Consider the following 18,510-nt stretch of genomic DNA (forward strand, 5'->3'; position numbering starts at 1 on the left):
GCCTTGGCCATGGCGGAACAGCCGCTGAACATCGCCTTGCTTGATGCCCAGCCCGAGCGCGCGGGATGGCCGCCGCTTGACGACACCGTGCTGGATTACGATGCCCGCGTCAGTGCCTTGACGGAAGCGTCGCGCAGCTTTTTACAGCGCCTCGGTGTCTGGTCAGATATTGTTGAGCGCCGCGCCTGTGCCTACCAAGAGATGACCGTATGGGATGCCGAGGGTACCGGGGAGATACATTTTTCTGCAGACGAAGTCGGCGAATTGGCCCTCGGCCACATTGTCGAGAACCGTTTGATTACGGCGGCACTGCTCAGCCGTTTAAGGGGTAGCCGGGTACGCTTGCTGTTTAATTCGCCAGTGGCTGAGTGGCAGCGAGTGGGGGAGCTGGGACAGTTGCAGCTGGCCGATGGCCGCCTGTTGCAAGCGCCGCTGATTGTGGCGGCTGACGGCGCGAATTCTCGGTTGCGCGACTGGGGCGGCTTTCAGACCCGCGAATGGGATTATCACCACCACGCCATTGTCTGCACGGTAGAAACCGAAAAAGCGCACCGGGCGACAGCCTGGCAGCGATTTTTGCCAGAGGGGCCGCTGGCCTTTTTGCCGCTGCCCGATCGAGAGGGTGGCCAGCACTTTAGTTCCATTGTGTGGTCGGCCCAGCCGGAGTTGGCCGAGTCCTTGATGGCAATGGATGAAGAGGCGTTTAACATCGCGTTGGCTCGTCATTTTGAGCACCGCCTGGGGCGTATTGTGGCATCCAGTCGGCGAGTGAAGTTTCCACTGCGCCAGCGGCATGCCCTGCGTTATTACCAACAGGGTATCGCCCTGCTGGGCGACGCTGCGCACACCATTCATCCCCTGGCGGGTCAGGGCATTAACCTTGGCTTTGCCGATGCGGCAGTGTTGGCTGACGAGTGTCAGTGGGCGTTGTCGCGAGGTTTGTCGCTGTCCGACGAGCTGCTGTTGTCGCGCTATCAGCGCCGCCGCAAGGGCGAAAATCTAGCGATGATGGCGGCGATGGAGGGCTTTCAAAATTTGTTTGAGAGCCGTGCTCTGCCACTGCGCCTATTGCGCAACGCCGGGATGAACTGGCTGGACCGCGCGGCGCCACTGAAGCGGCAAATCATCGCCAGGGCGATGGGCTTGTCTCGCCGGTGACGCCGCTTGCGGCGGTGGTGGCGGAGCCCTGCCAAAACAGTGCTTGAGTGTAGAAATGATAATAATTATCATTGTTGCCTATTTTGCCGCTGTTTCTCCCAAGGTATTCCCGTGATGATGCTTCGCCCGCTGCTGATAATAAGCCTGCTGTTTTCCCTGGCCGCCTGCGGGCGCAATGAAACACCCGCTGGGCCCCAGCTGGTGGTGTACAGCTCGCGCATCGAACAGCTAATTAAGCCTATTTTTGACCAGTTTAGCGCTGATACCGGTGTGCAGATTCGCTACGTGACCGATTCTGCTGGGCCATTATTGGCGCGGCTGCGCGCGGAAGGGCAGAATTCGCCGGCGGATGTTTTGGTTACTGTCGATGTTGGCAACCTGTGGCAGGCGGCGGAATTGGGCTTGTTGGCCGAGCAGGGGTCGCCGCTGTTGGAAAAGAATATTCCTGTTTCGCTGCGCGACCCGCAGTCGCGTTGGGTCGGTTTGTCGATACGGGCGCGCAGTATTGTGTATTCCACGGAGCGCGTCGCGCCAGCGGAACTGAGCAGTTATGAGCAGCTGGCGGATGCCAGCTGGTCTGGCCGCCTGTGTTTGCGCACGGCCAAAAAAGTCTATAACCAGTCGCTGGTCGCCACCATGATCAGTGCCAATGGCGCGGAGCGCACGGAGCAGGTGTTGCGGGGCTGGGTCGATAATCTTGCGGTGCCGCCGTTTTCCAGTGACAACAAAGTGATAGAGGCCATTGCCGCTGGCCAGTGCGATGTCGGTATCGTAAACACTTACTATTTGGCGCGGATGAAGGCCGATAATCCGGCATTGCCGGTGGCGCTGTTTTGGGCGAATCAGCAGGGTGATGAGCCCTTGAATCGCGGTGTGCATGTGAATATTTCCGGTGCCGGTGTGACGGCGGCCAGCAAGCAGCCGGCGCTGGCTAGGCAGTTGCTGGAATGGTTGTCTGAGGCCGATGCCCAGCAGGCCTTTGCCCAGCTCAACCAGGAATTTCCGGTGAACCCGGATACCCCTCCCTCGACACTACTCAAGCACTGGGGGCCGTTTAAAGCGGATCAATTGCCCGTGGTTGAAGCGGGTCGTTTGCAGGCAGAGGCCATCCGTATGATGGATCGGGCGGGATACCGCTAGGTGGCGGATACCCTGATGTCTGCGCCTCGGCGCCGCTGGCTGCCGGCGCCGCTGCTCGGACTGCGCGCGGCTGGCTTGCTGCTGGTGCTTGCGGTATTGGCGCCGGTGCTGGTATTGCTCGCTAGCTGGCTGAGCCCGCAGCTGGATATTTGGCAGCACCTCGCCAGCACCCAGCTGCCGCGACTGATCGCCAACACATTGACCCTAATGTTGGGCGTGGGTGTGTTGGTGTCGTTGCTGGGCGTCAGCTTGGCCTGGTGCACGGTGATGGTCGAATTTCCGGGGCGCGCGGCTTTTGAATGGTTGCTGATGCTGCCGCTGGCTGTTCCCGCCTACGTTATGGCATTTGTGGTGTTGGGCGTCTTTGATTTTGGCGGTCCGCTGCAGGGCTTTTTGCGCAGTGTGCTGGGGCCGACCTGGGGCGTTGATGTGCGCAGTGATGCCAGTGTGATTGTGGTGTTTTCGCTGGTGCTTTATCCCTACGTCTACATGTTGGCGCGCAGTGCTTTTTTGTCGCAGAGCAGTGAAACGCTGGAGGTTGCACGAGTATTGGGCTGCAGTAGTCGGCAGAGTTTTTTTCGCGTGGCGCTGCCGATGGCTAGGCCGGCGATTGCCGCTGGGGTCGGCCTGGCGCTGATGGAAACCCTGGCCGACTTTGGCGCCGTTGCGGTGTTTAACTACGACACGTTTACGACGGCGATTTATAAATCCTGGTTTGGTTTTTTTAGTTTGCAGGCGGCGGCTCAATTGGCGTCATTGCTGCTGTTGTTTGTTGCCCTGACCTTGTTTGCCGAGCGCCGCTCTCGCGGTCGCAGTCGCTTTGTGCAGGGGGCGAAGCTGCAGCATTTGCAGCGCTATCGTCTGTCGCGCTGGTCGGCGGTCGGCGTAAGCAGCTATTGTGCCTTGGTGCTGGCGTTGGCCTTTGTGCTGCCGATGTTGCAGTTGGTCAGCTGGGCGATTGCCGCGGGCAGCGAGCAGCTCAATGCGCGCTTCGTTGATTTGTTGATGCATTCCCTGTGGCTGGCGGCGATCGCCGCGGGCTTGACGGTGGGCTTGGCGCTGCTGTTGGCCTTCTGTCGGCGTTTCAGCCGTGGCCGACTGGGTGGTGTGTTCGCCTCGGCGCAGCTCGGCTATGCGCTGCCGGGTTCGGTGCTGGCGGTGGGGATCATGTTGTCGTTTAGCTGGTTGGATCAGCAGTTGCTGGCGCCCCTGCAAAAGGCCTTGGGATTGGTGCCGCAGCCGTTGTTGATGGGCTCGGTACTGACCTTGCTGGCGGCGTACTGGATACGGTTTTTAGCGGTTGCCAGTGGTCCGCTGGAATCTGCGCTGGAGCGGGTCAGGCCGAGTTTGCCCGAGGTTGCGCGTACCCTGGGTGCCGGCAATTGGCGAGTATTGCGCGAAGTGTATTTGCCGATGTTGCGCCCGGGGGTGTTGACGGCGCTGGTATTGGTGTTTGTCGATGTAATGAAAGAAATGCCGGCGACCTTATTGCTGCGTCCCTTCGGTTGGGACACCTTGGCGGTGCGTATCTTTGAAATGACGGCCGAGGGGCAGTGGCAGCTCGCCGCTTTGCCGGCGTTGACACTGGTGTTGGCGGGTTTATTGCCGGTGGTATTGAGTATTCGCGCCAGTCGCGGTCGCTGAGGCCTTTGTATTTAGTGGCGGCGGCGGTAAAATGCGTTGCAATTCATCCCTTGCCAGTCAGGAGCGCTCTATGAGCAACACCCCCAGCGAACTGAAGTATGCCAGCAGCCACGAGTGGGCCCGCTTAGAAGAAGACGGTACCGTTACGGTGGGCATTACCCATCACGCCCAGGACTCGCTTGGCGATGTGGTGTTTGTTGAGCTGCCGGAGGTGGGCGCTGAATACGCTGCCGGTGAGGAAGCTGCAGTGGTTGAGTCGGTGAAAGCGGCTTCAGACATTTACGCGCCGGTCTCCGGTGAGGTGATTGCCGTAAATGAGGCGCTCGATGAAAGCCCCGAGACGGTTAATGAATATCCCTATAGTGATGGCTGGTTTTTCCGTTTGCAGCCCAGCGATGTCAGCGAGCTGGAAAACTTGTTGAGCGCTGAGGACTACGACGCCCAGTGTGAGGGCTGAGTTCCTTTAAGGCCAGCCTGACGGCGGCCGTGCTGTAACTCTATGAGGTGCAGTGCGGCCGCCGTTTTTGTATCGGCTTAGCGCAGGCTGATTACTGGCCAGCCGGCGCGCTCGGCGGCGTCGCGCAGCTGGGGGTCGGGGTCGACGGCCACCGGGTGGTCGACTTCGCGCAGCAGGGGCAAGTCATTGTGCGAGTCGCTGTAAAAATAGCTGCCCTGCAGCGTTTCGCCATTTTCGCGCAGCCAGCGCTGCAAGCGCAGTACCTTTCCGCCTTGGAAGCAGGGAATGTCTTCACTGGCACCGGTGTAGCGGCCATCGCGCAGCTGTGCTTCGCTGGCCAACATAATATTAATGCCCATGGCGCGGGCGATGGGCTCGGTAACGAAGCGGTTCGTTGCGGTGATGATCATCAGTGTGTGCCCCTGCGCGCGGTGTTTTTCTACAAGGGCCTCAGCTTTGCTCAGCCGCATGGGGGCGATATAGCTGGCCATGAAGTCGGCGTGCAGCGGCGCCAGTTCGGCGGGGCTTTTGCCGGCGATCGGTGCCAGGGCAAAGCGCAAATAAGCATCGATATCTAGTCCGCCCTGCTGGTATTGTTGGTAGAACTCGTCGTTGCGGCGGCGGTGTTCGTCGCCATCGACCAACTGTCGGGCGACCAGGAATTCCCCCCAGGCGTGGTCGCTGTCGCCTGCAATTAGCGTGTTGTCGAGGTCGAAAATGGCCAGTGTCATCGGTGTCTCCTGGGGGAGTGGCTGAAGGCCCTGGGGGCTGAGGGCCGAGAGCTGTGCGGCAATAAAATTGGGGGCAAGCATAGCGCCTGAGGAGAGTTTTTGCACTGGTGCCGGGGCTGAATTCCCTGCCCAGGGAATTTGTGGAACAATAGAAAAAAGAGTTAAACAGGTGAGCATGTGATTGATTCGGATGGATTTCGTCCCAATGTTGGCATCGTGATTGCCAATGACCACGGCCAGGTGCTGTGGGCGCGCCGAGTCGGTCAGAGTGCCTGGCAGTTTCCCCAGGGAGGAATTAACGATGGGGAAACGCCGGAGCAAGCTTTGTACCGCGAACTCTATGAGGAAGTTGGGCTGCGCGAACAGGATGTGGAAATTCTGGCCTGCACCCGCGGATGGTTGCGTTACCGCCTGCCCAAGCGCTTGATTCGCAGGGATAATAAGCCGCTGTGTATCGGCCAGAAACAGAAATGGTTTTTGTTAAAAATGGTCGGCGACGAGGCGGATATTCGCTTCAACTGCGGGCGCAAGCCCGAATTTGATTACTGGCAGTGGGTAAGTTATTGGTATCCGCTGGGTCAGGTGGTCGCGTTTAAGCGAGAGGTCTACCGGCGCGCGATGAAGGAATTGGCGGGGCGTCATGTGCGTTTGTTGCGCGATACACAGGGGAGTGTTTCAAACTGATGTTGGCAGCGCTGCGGGGGATTGTTCAGGCCGTTAATGCCGCCGGTGACCTACAGGCGGCGCTGGAGATTATTGTCGAGCGGGTGGCCGAAGTCATGGGCACGGAAGTGTGCACCGTGTACTTGCGCAACCCTGAGAGTGGCCGCTTAATCTTTATGGCTAACCAGGGACTGAATCCCGAGCTCGTTGGCAAGGTCAGCCTCGGTGCCGATGAGGGTTTGGTGGGTCAGGTGGCGCGCCGCGAGGAGCCGCTGAACCTCGATCATGCCGAAAAACACCCTAACTTCCTTTTACTGCCGGGTATTGGCGAAGAGCAGTATCACTCTTTCCTCGGTGCGCCGATTATTCATCAGCGCGAAGTGTTGGGGGTGTTGGTTGTTCAGCAGAAGGACAGCCGTCGCTTCGATGAAGAGGAAGAGGCCTTTTTGGTGACGATGTCTGCGCAGTTGGCAGGGGTTATTGCCCATGCGCGGGCCACCGGTTCTATTTCTACGGCCCAGGACTCAGTGACGGCCTCGGCGCTGTTTAAGGGGATTGCCGGTGCGCCGGGGGTGGCGATTGGCCGCGCAGTGGTGATCGTGCCCAGTGCCGAATTACACTCGGTGCCCAAGCGCCGCAGTGAAGACCCCGAGCAGGAGTTGGCGGCCTTTGAGCTTGCTCTGGAAGCGGTGCGCAACGATATCCGCGAATTGAGCGATAAATTGACCGACCAGTTGTCCCCTGAAGAGTTGGCGCTTTTTGATGTCTATCTGCGCATTCTCGACGATGGTGTTTGGCTGTCAGAAATAACCGAGAAGATTCACGATGGCGAGTGGGCACAGGGTGCTCTGGCGCAGGTGGTAAGCAGTCATATCAATACCTTTGAAATGATGGATGACGCCTATTTCAAAGACCGCGCTACCGACATCAAGGACTTGGGGCGCCGAGTTCTGGGCTATCTGCAGGCCGACAAAGAGCGCAGCCGGGATTACCCACCCGATACTATTCTGGTTGGTGAGGAGCTGACGGCGTCAATGCTGGGTGAGGTGCCGCGTGAGCGGCTGGTGGGTATGGTGTCGGTGCGCGGCTCCAGTAACTCGCACGTTGCGATTTTGGCGCGGGCGATGGGGATTCCCACGGTGATGGGGGCCAGTGATTTACCCTATACCCAGATCGAGCACGCCAGTGTCATTGTCGATGGTTACAGCGGTTGTGTGCACTACAACCCAACCCCTGAGGTGTTTGAGCACTTCAAGGCGGTGTCCGAAGAGGATCAGGCTCTAAACCAAGGCTTGGAGGCGCTGCGCGACCTGCCCAGCGAGACTCGCGACGGTCACCGGATGCCGCTGTGGGTCAATACGGGCTTGATGGCCGATGTGGCGCGCTCGCTGGATCGCGGCGCTGAAGGTGTGGGCCTCTACCGTACGGAGATTCCTTTTTTGCTGCGCGAGCGCTTCCCCAGTGAGGAAGAGCAGCGGGTGATTTATCGCGAGCAATTGCTGGCTTTTGCGCCGCTGCCGGTGACGATGCGGACCTTGGATATCGGCGGAGATAAGGCGCTGCCGTATTTCCCTATCGAAGAGGAAAACCCCTTTCTCGGCTGGCGGGGAATACGCGTGACGCTGGATCACCCGGAAATTTTCCTGGTGCAGGTGCGGGCCATGCTAAAGGCCAGTGCCGGGCTGGATAACTTGCGTATTATGCTGCCGATGATCAGTAACGTGCAGGAGGTCGATGAGGCGCTGTTGTTAATCCGACGCGCCTATGACGAGTTACTGGAGGATGGCTGGGAGATCAGCTTGCCGCCCATCGGGGTGATGGTGGAAGTGCCGGCGGCGGTCTATCAGGCGCGACGTTTGGCGCGTCGGGTCGATTTTTTGTCAGTGGGCTCCAACGATCTTACACAGTACCTGTTGGCGGTAGACCGCAACAACACGCGTGTTGCAGACCTTTACCACGCGTATCACCCGGCCGTGTTGGGCAGCTTGCTAAGCGTGGTTGAATCGGCCCATGCCGAAGGCAAGCCGGTGGGTATTTGCGGTGAGCTGGCGGGCGACCCGGGGGCCGTGTTGCTGTTGATGGCCATGGGTTACGACATGTTGTCGATGAATGACAACAGCTTGTTGAGAGTGAAGGCGGTAGTGCGGGCATCGCGACTCAATGATTTGCAAAGTTTGTTAACGTTGGCGATGGATGCCGATACTGCCGATGAGGTGCGTGCGCTGCTGCGCCGGGCGCTGGCTGAATTGGGTATGGAAAAGCTACTGCCGCCCGGTACCTAAAAGTCTTGGTTTTTCTATAGTTGAAAGTGCTGCAGCGCCCCCTGCCGCTGCTTGCTGTCATAGCTTTGCTCCCATAACTCCGCGCCGCCATGGCGATGCAAAAATACCACGCTACTGGAGCGGGTGCCGTATGTCGGGCTGCGTACAAACCGGCAGGACAGCGCTTGCTGCAGGGCGTCGTCGCTGACTTCTGCCGGTTGGTCGTCCTGCATCATTGCGAGTAATTGCTGGTGGTCGGCCCGCTCGGCGGGCAGTGCTTTGAAGTCGCTGAGGCCCTTGTGAATTTTCTGGCTCAGTGTGCCAAAGGGAATATTGCCGACGATGTGCTGGCCCGGGGCTAGGGTCTGCCAGCCGGCACAGGTGTTTTGGCTGTGGGCGAGTTCGCGGCCGTCGCAGGCGATAAAGTTAAAGGGGCGATACTGCTGTTTGTCCGCCTCCAAGGCGCTGAAGAACTCGGCGCAGCTACGGTCAGTGTCCAGGAAGTTTCGCACCAGTTCGCCACGACTGCGATCGCCGGCGGTGGCGTTGCGCAGGTTGGTAATAGCGGCAAAGCGGCCATTGCGACTCAGTCCTAGCCAGCTGCCGCCGTACTGTTGGTCGCGGCCGGCGAGGATGTGCGGCGCCGCGGGCCAAAAGTGTGCGGCCAGCGTGGGGCGCTCAAAAAATTCGTCGCGGTTGGCGGCGACGATCAGTGGGCGTTCGGGGTCCTGTTGCCAAGAAAGTAAAATCAAACACATGAGGGTGGTAGTAACTGCAAACTGGGCTGTCCATAATAGCAGCTTTATTTTGGAGAGCCGCTGTGACCGTCATCCTCATTTATCTGGCCGTTGGCGCTCTGGCGGGTTTGTCGGCAGGCTTGTTTGGTGTCGGCGGTGGCTTGGTGATTGTGCCGGCATTGATTTACTGCTTCGAGCTGCAAGCGGTGTCTCCGCTGGTGGCCGTGCAGCTGGCGGTGGGCACTTCGCTGGCCAGTATTGTGTTTACCTCGATAAGTTCGGTGCGTGCGCATCACCGTCACGGGAATGTTGATTGGTCGACTTGGTGGCTATTGGCGCCAGGGATCGCTGTCGGGGTGTTGGGGGGCGTCGCGCTGGCGGCGACATTACCTGGCGAGCGTTTAAAACTGGTGTTCGGTGTTTTTGCCCTGCTGATCGCCTTGCAGATGGCCTTGGGCTTGATGCCGTCTGCGGGGCGCGGCCTGCCGGCGCGGCCCCAGACCCTGATGGCCGGCGGGGTGATTGGCTTCTTTTCGGCCCTGTTTGGGATTGGCGGTGGCTCGCTGACGGTGCCGTTTTTGAGTTGGTGTAATGTGCGCATGCAGCGTGCCGTCGCGACCTCGGCGGCCTGTGGCTTGCCGATTGCCGTGGTCGGGGCGGTGACGAATATCTATGCCGGCTTTGGTCGTGTTGAGTTGCCGCAGTGGAGTAGTGGCTTTGTCTACTGGCCGGCACTGTTGGCCATTATTGTCTGCAGCACCCCCTGCGCTAAGCTCGGTGCCAACCTTGCCCAGTGCCTGCCGGCGGGGCGACTTAAACAATGTTTTGCGCTGTTCCTGTTTGCGGTGGGCAGTCACTTTATTTATGGAGCGCTGTAATTATGCTCAGGCATCCTGATATTGACCCCGTTGCGGTGCAGCTGGGGCCGTTGGCGATTCACTGGTATGGCCTGATGTACCTCGCCGGCTTTGCGGCCGCCTGGTATTTGGGTAAGCGGCGCTGTCGCCAGCCCTGGAGCCCGCTGCGTGAAGAGCAGCTGGAGGATCTAATTTTTTACGGTGCGCTGGGCGTTATCCTCGGCGGCCGCTGCGGCTATGTGTTGTTCTATAACTTTGACCAGTTTTTGGCTGACCCGCTGTGGTTGTTGCGGGTGTGGGAGGGGGGGATGGCCTTCCACGGTGGCCTGTTGGGGGTGATTGTGGCGATAGCGATCTATGCGCGGCGCATAGGCGTGTCGGTGTCTTCGCTGTGGGATTTTATCGCGCCGCTGGCGCCCATTGGCCTGGGCTTGGGACGTATAGGCAATTTTATTGGCCAGGAGTTGTGGGGGCGGCCTACCGAGAGCGCTATTGGCATGTTGTTTCCCCGCGACCCCAGTCAGTTGCCGCGCCACCCTTCGCAGTTATATCAGTTCGCCCTTGAGGGTGTGCTGCTGTTTGCGATCGTGTTCTATTACACCCGCAAGCCGCGGCCGCCGCTGGCGCCGGGCGGCTTGTTCTTGCTGTGCTATGGCTTGTTCCGTTTTATTGTAGAGTTCTTTCGCGAGCCGGATCGCCATATCGGTTTTGACGCGCTCGGCTGGCTGACGCGGGGGCAGTTGCTGTCGTTGCCAATGGTATTACTTGGCGCCGGCATGATGATTTACGCCTATCGCCGTGCCGCGGCACTGGGGAGATAATATGCAACAGTATTTGGATTTGCTTCGCGATGTGCGCGACAACGGTGTGGATAAAGGCGATCGCACCGGGGTGGGAACGCGCTCGGTGTTTGGTCGCCAGTTGCGCTTTGACTTGGCGGCTGGCTTCCCGCTGCTCACTACCAAGAAAGTGCATCTGCGCAGTATCATTTACGAGCTGATCTGGTTCCTTAATGGCAGTTGCGATAATAACTGGTTGCGTGAGCGAGGGGTGAGTATTTGGGACGAGTGGGCACTGGAAAACGGTGACCTCGGGCCTATCTACGGCAAGCAGTGGCGCAGCTGGGCTTGCCCGGATGGTTCAACGATTGACCAGATCAGTCAGCTGGTCGAGATGATCCGTTGTAAGCCGGATTCGCGGCGGCTATTGGTCAATGCCTGGAATCCTGCCGATCTTCCCGATGAGAGTGTGAGCCCTCAGGAGAATGTGCGCTGCGGCCGCGCCGCGCTGCCACCCTGTCACACCCTGTTTCAGTTTTATGTGGCCAATGGCCGCCTGTCTTGTCAGCTCTACCAGCGCAGCGCCGACTTGTTTTTGGGGGTGCCGTTTAATATCGCCAGTTATTCCCTGCTCACGCATATGATTGCCCAGCAGTGCGATCTGCAGGTCGGGGAGTTTGTGCATACCTTTGGCGATTGCCACCTGTATCAAAATCATTTGACCGATGAGATTGTTGAGGAACAGCTGCGTCGCCAGCCGCGGACCCTGCCGCGCTTACAGATCCTGCGCAGGCCGCCGTCTATCTTCGATTATGACTTTGAAGACTTTGTCTTCGAGGGCTACGACCCCCACCCGGCGATAAAAGCGCCCATAGCGATTTAACAAGGAGAGTGCTGTGTCCATTGCTGTTGCCCATATTGTTGCCATGGATCGCCAGCGGGTGATTGGTGTGGACAACCAGCTGCCCTGGCGGTTGTCTGCGGATTTGAAGCATTTTAAGGCCCTGACCATGGGTAAGCCGATTGTGATGGGCCGCAAAACATGGGAGTCCATCGGTCGGCCGCTGCCTGGGCGTGCCAATATTGTGGTGTCGCGGCAGCCGGGGTTTGTTGCCGAGGGGGCCGAGGTGTGTACGGATCTGGATATGGCGCTGGACTGCGCGCGCGCGGCGGCGGTGCGCGACGGCGTCGATGAGCTATTTATTATCGGCGGAGAAACCCTCTACCGGCAAAGTCTTGAGCAGGTTGATCGCATCTACCTCACCGAGGTGGATTTGACGGTCGCTGGAGATGCCTACTACCCGCGGTTGGCGCCGGCCGATTGGTGTGAGCACAGTCGCGAACATTTTGCCGCAGAGGCGGGGCAGCCCGGCTACGCTTTTGTCTATTTGCGGCGCAGCGGCGGTTAGCGAACGGGTTCCGCGTGTATTTTTGTCGCGCTTGTGATAGCGCCGCTCTCTGTAATTTTGTTACCTGCCCGCAAAAAGTTGTTACCATATCCCACGCATTGGTAACAATTATTCCTTAGGCGTTTTCCCTAATTTTTATATTACGAAACATTTAGCTTTCTCGTTGATTCTTGAGAATGGCCGTGATTAAAATAAGCCCCGCTGTATGAAAGCACGGTCTTGCGACTGGCCGTACGGCTGACTAGAAGATAATAAGCTCTGCTTTCACTAAACGTCCCAAATAGGAAAAGCAATCCCCATGAAAATGCATCGATTGAAATCAATCGCGCTGGCGGTCGCCGCGACTGCAGGTGTGTTGGCTGCATCGCCCGCTTATTCAGCTGAGCAACAAGATGCCGCCGTCGCGCCCGCAAAGCCCGCTAAACCTCTCGTTCCGGTAAGCGCCATTGTTAAAGTTGGCGAGCTGCGGACTAAATCAGCTAAGGCGTCTCAGGTTCGTATCGACCGACTGGCCGCAGAAACTGGTGATTTGCTGCAGGACTACAAGACAGTGATGAAGCAGGTTGATGGCCTGCGCGTTTACAACGCTCGCCTGGAAAAGCAGATCGCCAGCCAGTTGCGGCGTATCGCTAGTCTGGAAAAAGCCGTGGCAGAGGCGACGATTATCCAGCGCCAAATAGATCCGCTATTGCAGCGTATGATCGATGGCCTGGAGCAGTTTGTTGAGCTGGATGTGCCCTTCCACATTGAAGAGCGCAAGCAGCGTGTCGAGTTTCTGCGCAACAATTTGGACCGCTCGGATATCACGATCGCTGAAAAATTCCGCCAGGTTCTCGAGGCCTATAAGATCGAGAATGAATACGGTCGCAAAATCGATAGCTACAAAGGCGTAGCAACGGTTAACGGCGCTGAGCGCGATGTGAACTTCCTCCGTATTGGTCGCATTGGCCTGTTGTATCAGACTACCGATGGCGAAACTTCCGGTGCCTGGGACAAAACCCAGGGTACTTGGACTGAGCTGGATGCCGGCGACTATCGCGGCGCAATCCAGAAAGGCCTGCGAATTGCTCGTAAGCAAGCGTCCATCGATATCATGAAACTCCCGATTCCGGCTCCGGAGGCTGCTAAATAATGAAACGTAATCTGTTGAAAGCCGCCGTACTGGCTATTGGCGGCACTATTGCTCTTGCTTCGAGCCCGGTAATGGCTCAGGAAGCCAAGTCACTGGATGAACTTTTGCAGATGGTTAAGCAGGGTCGCGCAAGCGACGCTCGCGAGCAAAAAGCTCGCGAACAGCGTTTTAAAAACGCGCGCTATGACCAGCAAAAGATGCTCGATCAAGCCAAGGCGACCCTGGCTGCCGAGGAAAAACGCTCCACTGAGCTGGAAAGCAACTTCGAAGAGAACGAAAGTGTACTCACCGAGAAGCAGCGTCAGCTGAAAGAGCGCCTGGGTACTCTGACTGAGCTGTTTGGCCACCTGACGTCTACTGCCGGTGACCTGCGTTCAAACTTCCTGACCTCTATCATCAGTGTTCAATACCCCAATCGCGAACAGTTTGTTGATGAGCTGATCGCTAAAATGTCTGGCGCTGAAGAGTTGCCCAGCATTGAAGAGATTGAGCGCGTATGGTTTGAGCTGCAGCGCGAAATGACCGAGTCTGGTCGCGTTGTGAAATTCCAAACTGAAGTGACTACCGCTGCGGGTGAGAAAACTCAGCAAGAAGTCGTGCGTGTCGGTACCTTCAACCTGGTTAACAGCAATGGCGAATACCTGCAGTACATTGCTGAAAATGGCACGGTTGCTGTTCTGGCCCGCCAGCCAAAAGGCGCCTACATGAATTGGGCAGAAGACCTGGCTGCAACCACCTCGGGCGTAACGCCGTTTGGTGTTGACCCCACTGGTCCGACAGGTGGTTCTTACCTGGCAGCACTGATCGACAGCCCGACGCTGACTGAGCGCTGGCACCAGGGCGGCGTTGTTGGCTATGTCATTACCGCTGTTGGTGTACTGGCTCTGCTGATTGCCTTCTGGCGTCTGGTTGTGTTGACCATCGAAGATATGAAGGTTAACGCACAGCTGAAGAGCAAGGCGGCTAACGAAAACAATAGCCTGGGCCGCGTGTTGAAAGTTCACGAGTTGAACCCAAGCATGGACTCCGAAACGCTGGAGCTGAAGCTGTCGGAAGCGATTCTGAAAGAGACGCCGCGTCTGGAGCGCTCGCTGAACCTGCTGAAGATCATTGCTGCGGTTGCGCCGCTGCTGGGTCTGCTGGGTACCGTAACCGGTATGATTATTACCTTCCAGGCGATCACCATCTTTGGTGCCGGTGATCCGAAGGCGATGGCGGGCGGTATCTCGGGAGCACTGGTAACTACGGTACTGGGTCTGATCGTTGCGATCCCGACTGTTCTGTTGCACACCTTCGTAAGTGGTCGCGCTAAGAAAATCCTGCATGTACTGGATGAACAGTCGACCGGCATTATCGCCGAACACACGGAAGGACGCGCGGGGAACTAAGCGATGTACCAACTGAATGAATGGATCGAGATCATACGGCGATTTATGGATGCCGGGGGCGATGTGCTGTGGGCCATCGCCGCCCTGACCTTCGTCATGTGGACTCTCGCTATTGAACGGGTTTGGTATTACAAGTTCGGGCTGTCGAAAGACGTCAATAACGCTATCAACACCTGGGAGGCGCGCAGCGAGCGCAAATCCTGGAACGCCAAACAAGTTCGCGGCAAATTAATTTCAGAGGTTTCTCTGCTAATTAACGCGAGCTTGCCAATGATATCGACCATGGTGGCGCTATGTCCGCTGCTGGGTCTGTTGGGCACGGTCACAGGGATGATCGAGGTCTTTAACATCATGGCGGTGACCGGTGGTGGCGATGCCAAATCGATGGCCGGCGGTGTTTCAAAAGCAACCATTCCGACAATGGCGGGTATGGTTGCCGCTCTTTCGGGCGTGTTTATCAATACGTATATAAAAAGTATTGCCGACCGCGAAAGCGAGCTTTTGGAAGACCATCTGACAACCGATCATTAAGAGAACAGTTATGAGAAAGCATAGCAAAGCAGGTGCAGAGGAAAACTCCTCGGAGATCGACCTGACGCCGATGCTCGACGTGGTCTTCATCATGTTGATCTTCTTCATCGTCACAGCGTCGTTCATTAAAGAGGCCGGCGTGGAGGTCAATCGTCCCGAAGCCTCTACGTCTACCAAGAAAGAAAACGTCAATATTCTGATTGCTGTTACCGGTACCAATGAAATCTGGATAGATAAGCGCCGGGTTGATAAGCGCGCTGTGCGTTCGGTTGTTGAGCGTATGCATGCGGAGAACCCAAAAGGTGCTGTGGTCATTCAGGCTGATAAGGCCTCGAATACCGAGACGGTTACTGCGGTTATCGACGCCAGCCGCGCGGCGGGCGTATACGATGTTTCATTGGCCACTGAAGACAGCTGATCAATTATGAATATTCGCATCCTGATCGGTGCCGCATTGGCATTTGTGGTGACAGCAGCGCTGTTCATCATAATGCCTTATCTGATCGAGACAGCTGATAAGTCGTTGGATGAAAAACCGCGCACTAAGCTGGCCGATATCCAGATGCCGGACACCGAAATTGAAACAATGAAAGACGCAAAGCCGGATAAGCCCAAGCAGCCGGAAGAGCCACCGCCGGATATGGAACAGCCGGAGATGGAAGATGTGAACCCGGATGTCGAGGTTGTCAATATGGCGCCTCAGCAGAGCCTGCAGATGACCAATACTGCTGGCGGCCTGTCCGCATCCGATGGCGAATATCTGCCCATTGTTAAAGTTGCACCAATCTATCCGCGTCGTGCGCAGAGCCGGGGTGTGGAAGGCTACTGTACGGTGGAATACACCGTAACCAAAGCCGGCACCACCCGCGATATCGTGCCGGTGGATTGTAGCCCTCCGGGTTATTTCGAGCGCTCCTCTGTTAAAGCGGCCCAGAAGTTTAAGTACAAACCTCGGGTTGTGGACGGCGAGCCGATCGAAGTGCCGGGGATCCAGAACCGCTTCACCTTTGAGTTGGAGAAATAATGTCTGATTATCACTTGAGCACAAAAGCCGTGCGCCCGGTGCTGGTCAAGCTGGCATGTTCCTTCAGCTTGGGTGTGGCAGCGATGCTGGCCGCTCCGGTGGCCAGTAATCTGCTGGCGCCGACTCTGCAAATGGACGGCATCAGTGCCGCCCATGCCGCAGAGAAGAAGGAAAAGCCCAAGCGCAGTACACGTCGCACGCCGGCTATTCGCGCCAAGATTTTTGAGAAGCTTAACGAAGCGCAGATTGCAGCGGATGAAAAACGCTACAACGAGGCCGTTAACATTCTCAATGAGCTTCGCGACAAGGAAGGCCGTGGGTCGCTGAACAGCTATGAGCTGGCCAACCTCTACAATATGTATGCCTTTATCTACTTCACGCAGGAGAAGTATGAGCAGGCATTGGATGCTTACCGCAATGTAGTGAAGCAGCCGGATATTCCTGAGGCGATGGAGTTGAACACCAAGTACACCATCGCCCAGCTTTACTTCGTCAAAGAAGACTATAAAAACGGCGTAAAAGTGCTGTTGGAGTGGTTTAAAGCGAAGCGAGAGCTGCAGGAAGATCCCGGTGCCGGCGCATACGCGCTATTGGCCCAGGGCTACTACCAGCTTAAAGACCTCAACAACGCGCTTAAGTACATCGAAGTTGCGATCAACGATTACCAAAGCCGTGGTAAGGTTCCCAAGGAGCAGTGGTGGGGGCTTCAGCGTTATCTTTATTACGAGAAAAACAACATCAACAAGGTTGTCGATATTCTCGAGGAAACGCTAAAGCACTACCAGAAGAAGGCCTACTGGCTGCAGCTTTCTGCGATGTACAACGAGCAGAAGCGTGAGATGGCGGCAACCGCGACCATGGAAGCGGCCTACGAGCAGGGCTTGCTGGAGAAAGACAAAGAGCTGATCAATATGGCGTATTTGTTCCTTTCTCAAGAGGTGCCTTATAAGGCGGCCAAGGTTTTGGATAAGGGCATTAAGTCAGGTGCGATTCCTGCGACTTCCAAAAACCTTGAGTTGCTGGGTAACTCATGGCGTCAGGCGCAAGAGGTGAAGCGAGCGATTCCAGAGATGGAAAAAGCCGCCGCCAAGTCTGATAAAGGCGAGCTGTGGTCGCGTCTGGGTAGTATCTACCTGGATAACGACGAGTTCGAAAAAGCCGCCAGTGCTATTGAGAATGCCTTTAAAAAAGGCGATCTCAAGCGCCCGGATACCGCCTATCTGGTGCTGGGCATGGCGCGCTTTAACCTGCAGAACTACGAGGGGGCTCGCAAGGCCTTCAGGCAGGCGCTGAAAGATGAAAAGTCCAAGGACTACGCTGAGCAGTGGATCAAGTTCATGGATCGAGAGCTGGCCCGCCAGGCCGCGTTGAAAGACGACGCTTAAGCGTGTAGAGCAGGCTCACAAAGGCACCGAAAGGTGCCTTTTTTTTGCTTGCGACTATGGCGGCGTGACATTCACCCTCTATAGTCAGGGGTAAAGAGTGAAGAGAGGCAGTGAGTGAGTCGTATCCTGTTGGTGCTGTTGTCATTGTGCGTAGCTAGCTTGGCTTGTGGCCAGCCCGAGGAGTCGGAGCAGCGCGGCAGCCTGTTGCGCCGTACTATTGTCGGTGCCGAAGAGACCCGCGACCAATGGTCCGAGAGCTGGGTAACGTTTGCAGAAAGTATCGACCGCTATTTCAGTAATGAAGAGGTCCCGGAGGGTTACGACAACCAGAGCTACGTGAAGCTCCAGTTGCGGGAAACCTTTGGTGAGGGCGGAAGCATAGAAAGTGATATTCGCTTGCGCGCTAAGTTTGATTTGCCTAATACCAAGCGCAAGGCCAAGCTGTTTTTTAACAGCGATGCCGACGCCGATAATCCTTTAGAAGAGCGTGTGCGTGGCGGCTCTAGCGGTGAGCGACTGAGTCGCGAGGAGTCGGTAACGGGTGTCGAGTTTTCTCCTCAATCTGAATGGCATCGCTGGAAGCGCAGCGCCCGCATCGGCATACGTGTGCGAGCGCCGCTGGTACCCTTTGGCCGCCTCCGTTTGCGGCGCCCGTTTTCCAACTGGGGCGAATGGCAGCGGGAGTTTCAGCAGGAGTTTTGGTGGTTTCGCGACAAGGGCTGGGGGGAAACCACGGAATATGAGATGTGGCGCCCGCTGGGCGATGTATACCGGCTGCGCTATTTAACGGCGCTGGAGTTTGAAGACCGCAATGACTATTTTGAAAATGTTCAATTGTTGTCATTGTCGCAAAGCCTGGGCGACGGCAAGTCACTGGAATATCGCGTAGGCGCGCTGGCTAGCAACGAGTTTCGAAGTCGTGTTACCGGTTATTTTAGCGGTGTAAATTACCGAAACCGCCTTTATGAGGAATGGATATTTCTCACCATCAGCCCCGAGTTGTTTTTTGCAAGAGAGAACGGCTGGGATGGTGCCGCCAGTATTACGTTCCGCCTAGATGTGTTTTTTGCCGACTGAATTTGTTGTCTAGCCGACCTTGGTCGGGCCTGATGAAAACGGACGATATTGCCGTCGCTGGTTATTCCCTAGGATAAAGGAGTAGCGCGTAGCAATGGCGCAACCGCGTTTCACCACAACAATAATAAGGCGGCTAA

19 protein-coding genes are annotated in these 18,510 nt (G+C 57.0%); 17 read left to right on the forward strand and 2 right to left on the reverse strand.

The window, feature by feature from the left end:
- From ABYM29_RS06315 to gcvH, 4 genes are all read left to right on the forward strand, one after another.
- Positions 1 to 1,158 (forward strand): FAD-dependent monooxygenase (locus ABYM29_RS06315; RefSeq protein WP_372863552.1); only part of this gene is annotated, 1,158 nt, incomplete at its 5' end.
- Positions 1,159 to 1,272: 114 nt separating this feature from the next.
- On the forward strand, positions 1,273 to 2,298 hold the full coding sequence (locus ABYM29_RS06320) for an extracellular solute-binding protein (protein ID WP_372863630.1): 1,026 nt from the start codon (positions 1,273 to 1,275) through the stop codon (positions 2,296 to 2,298).
- 15 nt (positions 2,299 to 2,313) lie between these two features.
- Positions 2,314 to 3,942 carry an ABC transporter permease gene (locus tag ABYM29_RS06325; protein ID WP_372863555.1) on the forward strand — a complete coding sequence of 543 codons (1,629 nt, stop codon included), beginning with the start codon at positions 2,314 to 2,316 and terminating at the stop codon, positions 3,940 to 3,942.
- A gap of 70 nt (positions 3,943 to 4,012) precedes the next feature.
- Positions 4,013 to 4,399, forward strand: a complete 387-nt coding sequence (gcvH, locus tag ABYM29_RS06330) for a glycine cleavage system protein GcvH (RefSeq protein ID WP_372863557.1) — start codon at positions 4,013 to 4,015, stop codon at positions 4,397 to 4,399.
- 77 nt (positions 4,400 to 4,476) lie between these two features.
- Here gcvH and ABYM29_RS06335 read toward each other — a convergent pair whose 3' ends face one another.
- Entirely contained in the window at positions 4,477 to 5,130 is a 654-nt protein-coding gene (locus ABYM29_RS06335) for an HAD family hydrolase (protein ID WP_372863561.1), read from the reverse strand.
- Positions 5,131 to 5,307: 177 nt separating this feature from the next.
- On the opposite strand from ABYM29_RS06335, the gene rppH reads away from it, so the two are divergent.
- Both rppH and ptsP read left to right on the forward strand, forming a co-directional pair.
- Positions 5,308 to 5,814 carry an RNA pyrophosphohydrolase gene (gene rppH / locus ABYM29_RS06340; protein ID WP_372863564.1) on the forward strand — a complete coding sequence of 169 codons (507 nt, stop codon included), beginning with the start codon at positions 5,308 to 5,310 and terminating at the stop codon, positions 5,812 to 5,814.
- Positions 5,814 to 8,075: a phosphoenolpyruvate--protein phosphotransferase gene (gene ptsP, locus ABYM29_RS06345; RefSeq protein ID WP_372863567.1), complete on the forward strand. Its 2,262-nt coding sequence runs from the start codon at positions 5,814 to 5,816 to the stop codon at positions 8,073 to 8,075. Before rppH ends, ptsP begins: the two co-directional genes overlap by 1 nt.
- A gap of 14 nt (positions 8,076 to 8,089) precedes the next feature.
- Here ptsP and ABYM29_RS06350 read toward each other — a convergent pair whose 3' ends face one another.
- Complete coding sequence (locus ABYM29_RS06350; protein ID WP_372863570.1) at positions 8,090 to 8,806, reverse strand: NRDE family protein; 717 nt, start codon at positions 8,804 to 8,806, stop codon at positions 8,090 to 8,092.
- Positions 8,807 to 8,874: 68 nt separating this feature from the next.
- On the opposite strand from ABYM29_RS06350, the gene ABYM29_RS06355 reads away from it, so the two are divergent.
- From ABYM29_RS06355 to ABYM29_RS06405, 11 genes are all read left to right on the forward strand, one after another.
- On the forward strand, positions 8,875 to 9,669 hold the full coding sequence (locus tag ABYM29_RS06355) for a sulfite exporter TauE/SafE family protein (RefSeq protein ID WP_372863572.1): 795 nt from the start codon (positions 8,875 to 8,877) through the stop codon (positions 9,667 to 9,669).
- Between the two features lie 2 nt (positions 9,670 to 9,671).
- On the forward strand, positions 9,672 to 10,469 hold the full coding sequence (gene lgt, locus ABYM29_RS06360) for a prolipoprotein diacylglyceryl transferase (protein ID WP_372863575.1): 798 nt from the start codon (positions 9,672 to 9,674) through the stop codon (positions 10,467 to 10,469).
- 1 nt (position 10,470) lies between these two features.
- On the forward strand, positions 10,471 to 11,310 hold the full coding sequence (locus ABYM29_RS06365) for a thymidylate synthase (RefSeq protein WP_372863577.1): 840 nt from the start codon (positions 10,471 to 10,473) through the stop codon (positions 11,308 to 11,310).
- A gap of 13 nt (positions 11,311 to 11,323) precedes the next feature.
- Positions 11,324 to 11,836: a dihydrofolate reductase gene (locus ABYM29_RS06370; RefSeq protein ID WP_372863578.1), complete on the forward strand. Its 513-nt coding sequence runs from the start codon at positions 11,324 to 11,326 to the stop codon at positions 11,834 to 11,836.
- 298 nt (positions 11,837 to 12,134) lie between these two features.
- Positions 12,135 to 12,968 carry a DUF3450 domain-containing protein gene (locus tag ABYM29_RS06375; RefSeq protein WP_372863581.1) on the forward strand — a complete coding sequence of 278 codons (834 nt, stop codon included), beginning with the start codon at positions 12,135 to 12,137 and terminating at the stop codon, positions 12,966 to 12,968.
- Positions 12,968 to 14,356 carry a MotA/TolQ/ExbB proton channel family protein gene (locus tag ABYM29_RS06380; RefSeq protein ID WP_372863584.1) on the forward strand — a complete coding sequence of 463 codons (1,389 nt, stop codon included), beginning with the start codon at positions 12,968 to 12,970 and terminating at the stop codon, positions 14,354 to 14,356. The genes ABYM29_RS06375 and ABYM29_RS06380 overlap by 1 nt, the downstream gene beginning before the upstream one ends.
- Positions 14,357 to 14,359: 3 nt before the next feature.
- The gene (locus tag ABYM29_RS06385; protein WP_372863587.1) at positions 14,360 to 14,887 is read left to right on the forward strand and encodes a MotA/TolQ/ExbB proton channel family protein; all 528 of its coding nucleotides are present in this window, start codon (positions 14,360 to 14,362) and stop codon (positions 14,885 to 14,887) included.
- Positions 14,888 to 14,897: 10 nt separating this feature from the next.
- Entirely contained in the window at positions 14,898 to 15,305 is a 408-nt protein-coding gene (locus ABYM29_RS06390; RefSeq protein ID WP_372863589.1) for an ExbD/TolR family protein, read from the forward strand.
- A 6-nt stretch (positions 15,306 to 15,311) separates the two neighbouring features.
- Positions 15,312 to 15,911, forward strand: a complete 600-nt coding sequence (locus tag ABYM29_RS06395) for an energy transducer TonB (protein ID WP_372863591.1) — start codon at positions 15,312 to 15,314, stop codon at positions 15,909 to 15,911.
- A complete protein-coding gene (locus ABYM29_RS06400; RefSeq protein WP_372863592.1) occupies positions 15,911 to 17,296 on the forward strand; it encodes a tetratricopeptide repeat protein in 1,386 nt (461 codons plus the stop codon). The genes ABYM29_RS06395 and ABYM29_RS06400 overlap by 1 nt, the downstream gene beginning before the upstream one ends.
- 114 nt (positions 17,297 to 17,410) lie before the next feature.
- Positions 17,411 to 18,373, forward strand: a complete 963-nt coding sequence (locus ABYM29_RS06405) for a hypothetical protein (RefSeq protein ID WP_372863595.1) — start codon at positions 17,411 to 17,413, stop codon at positions 18,371 to 18,373.
- Positions 18,374 to 18,510: the final 137 nt, after the last annotated feature.

Source organism: Spongiibacter sp., assembly GCF_041602295.1.
In the GTDB taxonomy this organism is placed as follows: domain Bacteria; phylum Pseudomonadota; class Gammaproteobacteria; order Pseudomonadales; family Spongiibacteraceae; genus Spongiibacter.

Excerpts from the sequence above, each read along its gene's own strand:
- gcvH (WP_372863557.1), top strand. The coding sequence starts at position 4,013 with ATGAGCAACACCCCCAGCGAACTGAAGTATGCCAGCAGCCACGAGTGG.
- ABYM29_RS06325 (WP_372863555.1), top strand. The coding sequence starts at position 2,314 with ATGTCTGCGCCTCGGCGCCGCTGGCTGCCGGCGCCGCTGCTCGGACTG.
- ABYM29_RS06365 (WP_372863577.1), top strand. The coding sequence starts at position 10,471 with ATGCAACAGTATTTGGATTTGCTTCGCGATGTGCGCGACAACGGTGTG.
- lgt (WP_372863575.1), top strand. The coding sequence starts at position 9,672 with ATGCTCAGGCATCCTGATATTGACCCCGTTGCGGTGCAGCTGGGGCCG.
- ABYM29_RS06385 (WP_372863587.1), top strand. The coding sequence starts at position 14,360 with ATGTACCAACTGAATGAATGGATCGAGATCATACGGCGATTTATGGAT.
- ABYM29_RS06390 (WP_372863589.1), top strand. The coding sequence starts at position 14,898 with ATGAGAAAGCATAGCAAAGCAGGTGCAGAGGAAAACTCCTCGGAGATC.
- ABYM29_RS06400 (WP_372863592.1), top strand. The coding sequence starts at position 15,911 with ATGTCTGATTATCACTTGAGCACAAAAGCCGTGCGCCCGGTGCTGGTC.
- ptsP (WP_372863567.1), top strand. The coding sequence starts at position 5,814 with ATGTTGGCAGCGCTGCGGGGGATTGTTCAGGCCGTTAATGCCGCCGGT.
- ABYM29_RS06380 (WP_372863584.1), top strand. The coding sequence starts at position 12,968 with ATGAAACGTAATCTGTTGAAAGCCGCCGTACTGGCTATTGGCGGCACT.
- ABYM29_RS06375 (WP_372863581.1), top strand. The coding sequence starts at position 12,135 with ATGAAAATGCATCGATTGAAATCAATCGCGCTGGCGGTCGCCGCGACT.
- ABYM29_RS06320 (WP_372863630.1), top strand. The coding sequence starts at position 1,273 with ATGATGCTTCGCCCGCTGCTGATAATAAGCCTGCTGTTTTCCCTGGCC.
- ABYM29_RS06335 (WP_372863561.1), bottom strand. The coding sequence starts at position 5,130 with ATGACACTGGCCATTTTCGACCTCGACAACACGCTAATTGCAGGCGAC.
- ABYM29_RS06395 (WP_372863591.1), top strand. The coding sequence starts at position 15,312 with ATGAATATTCGCATCCTGATCGGTGCCGCATTGGCATTTGTGGTGACA.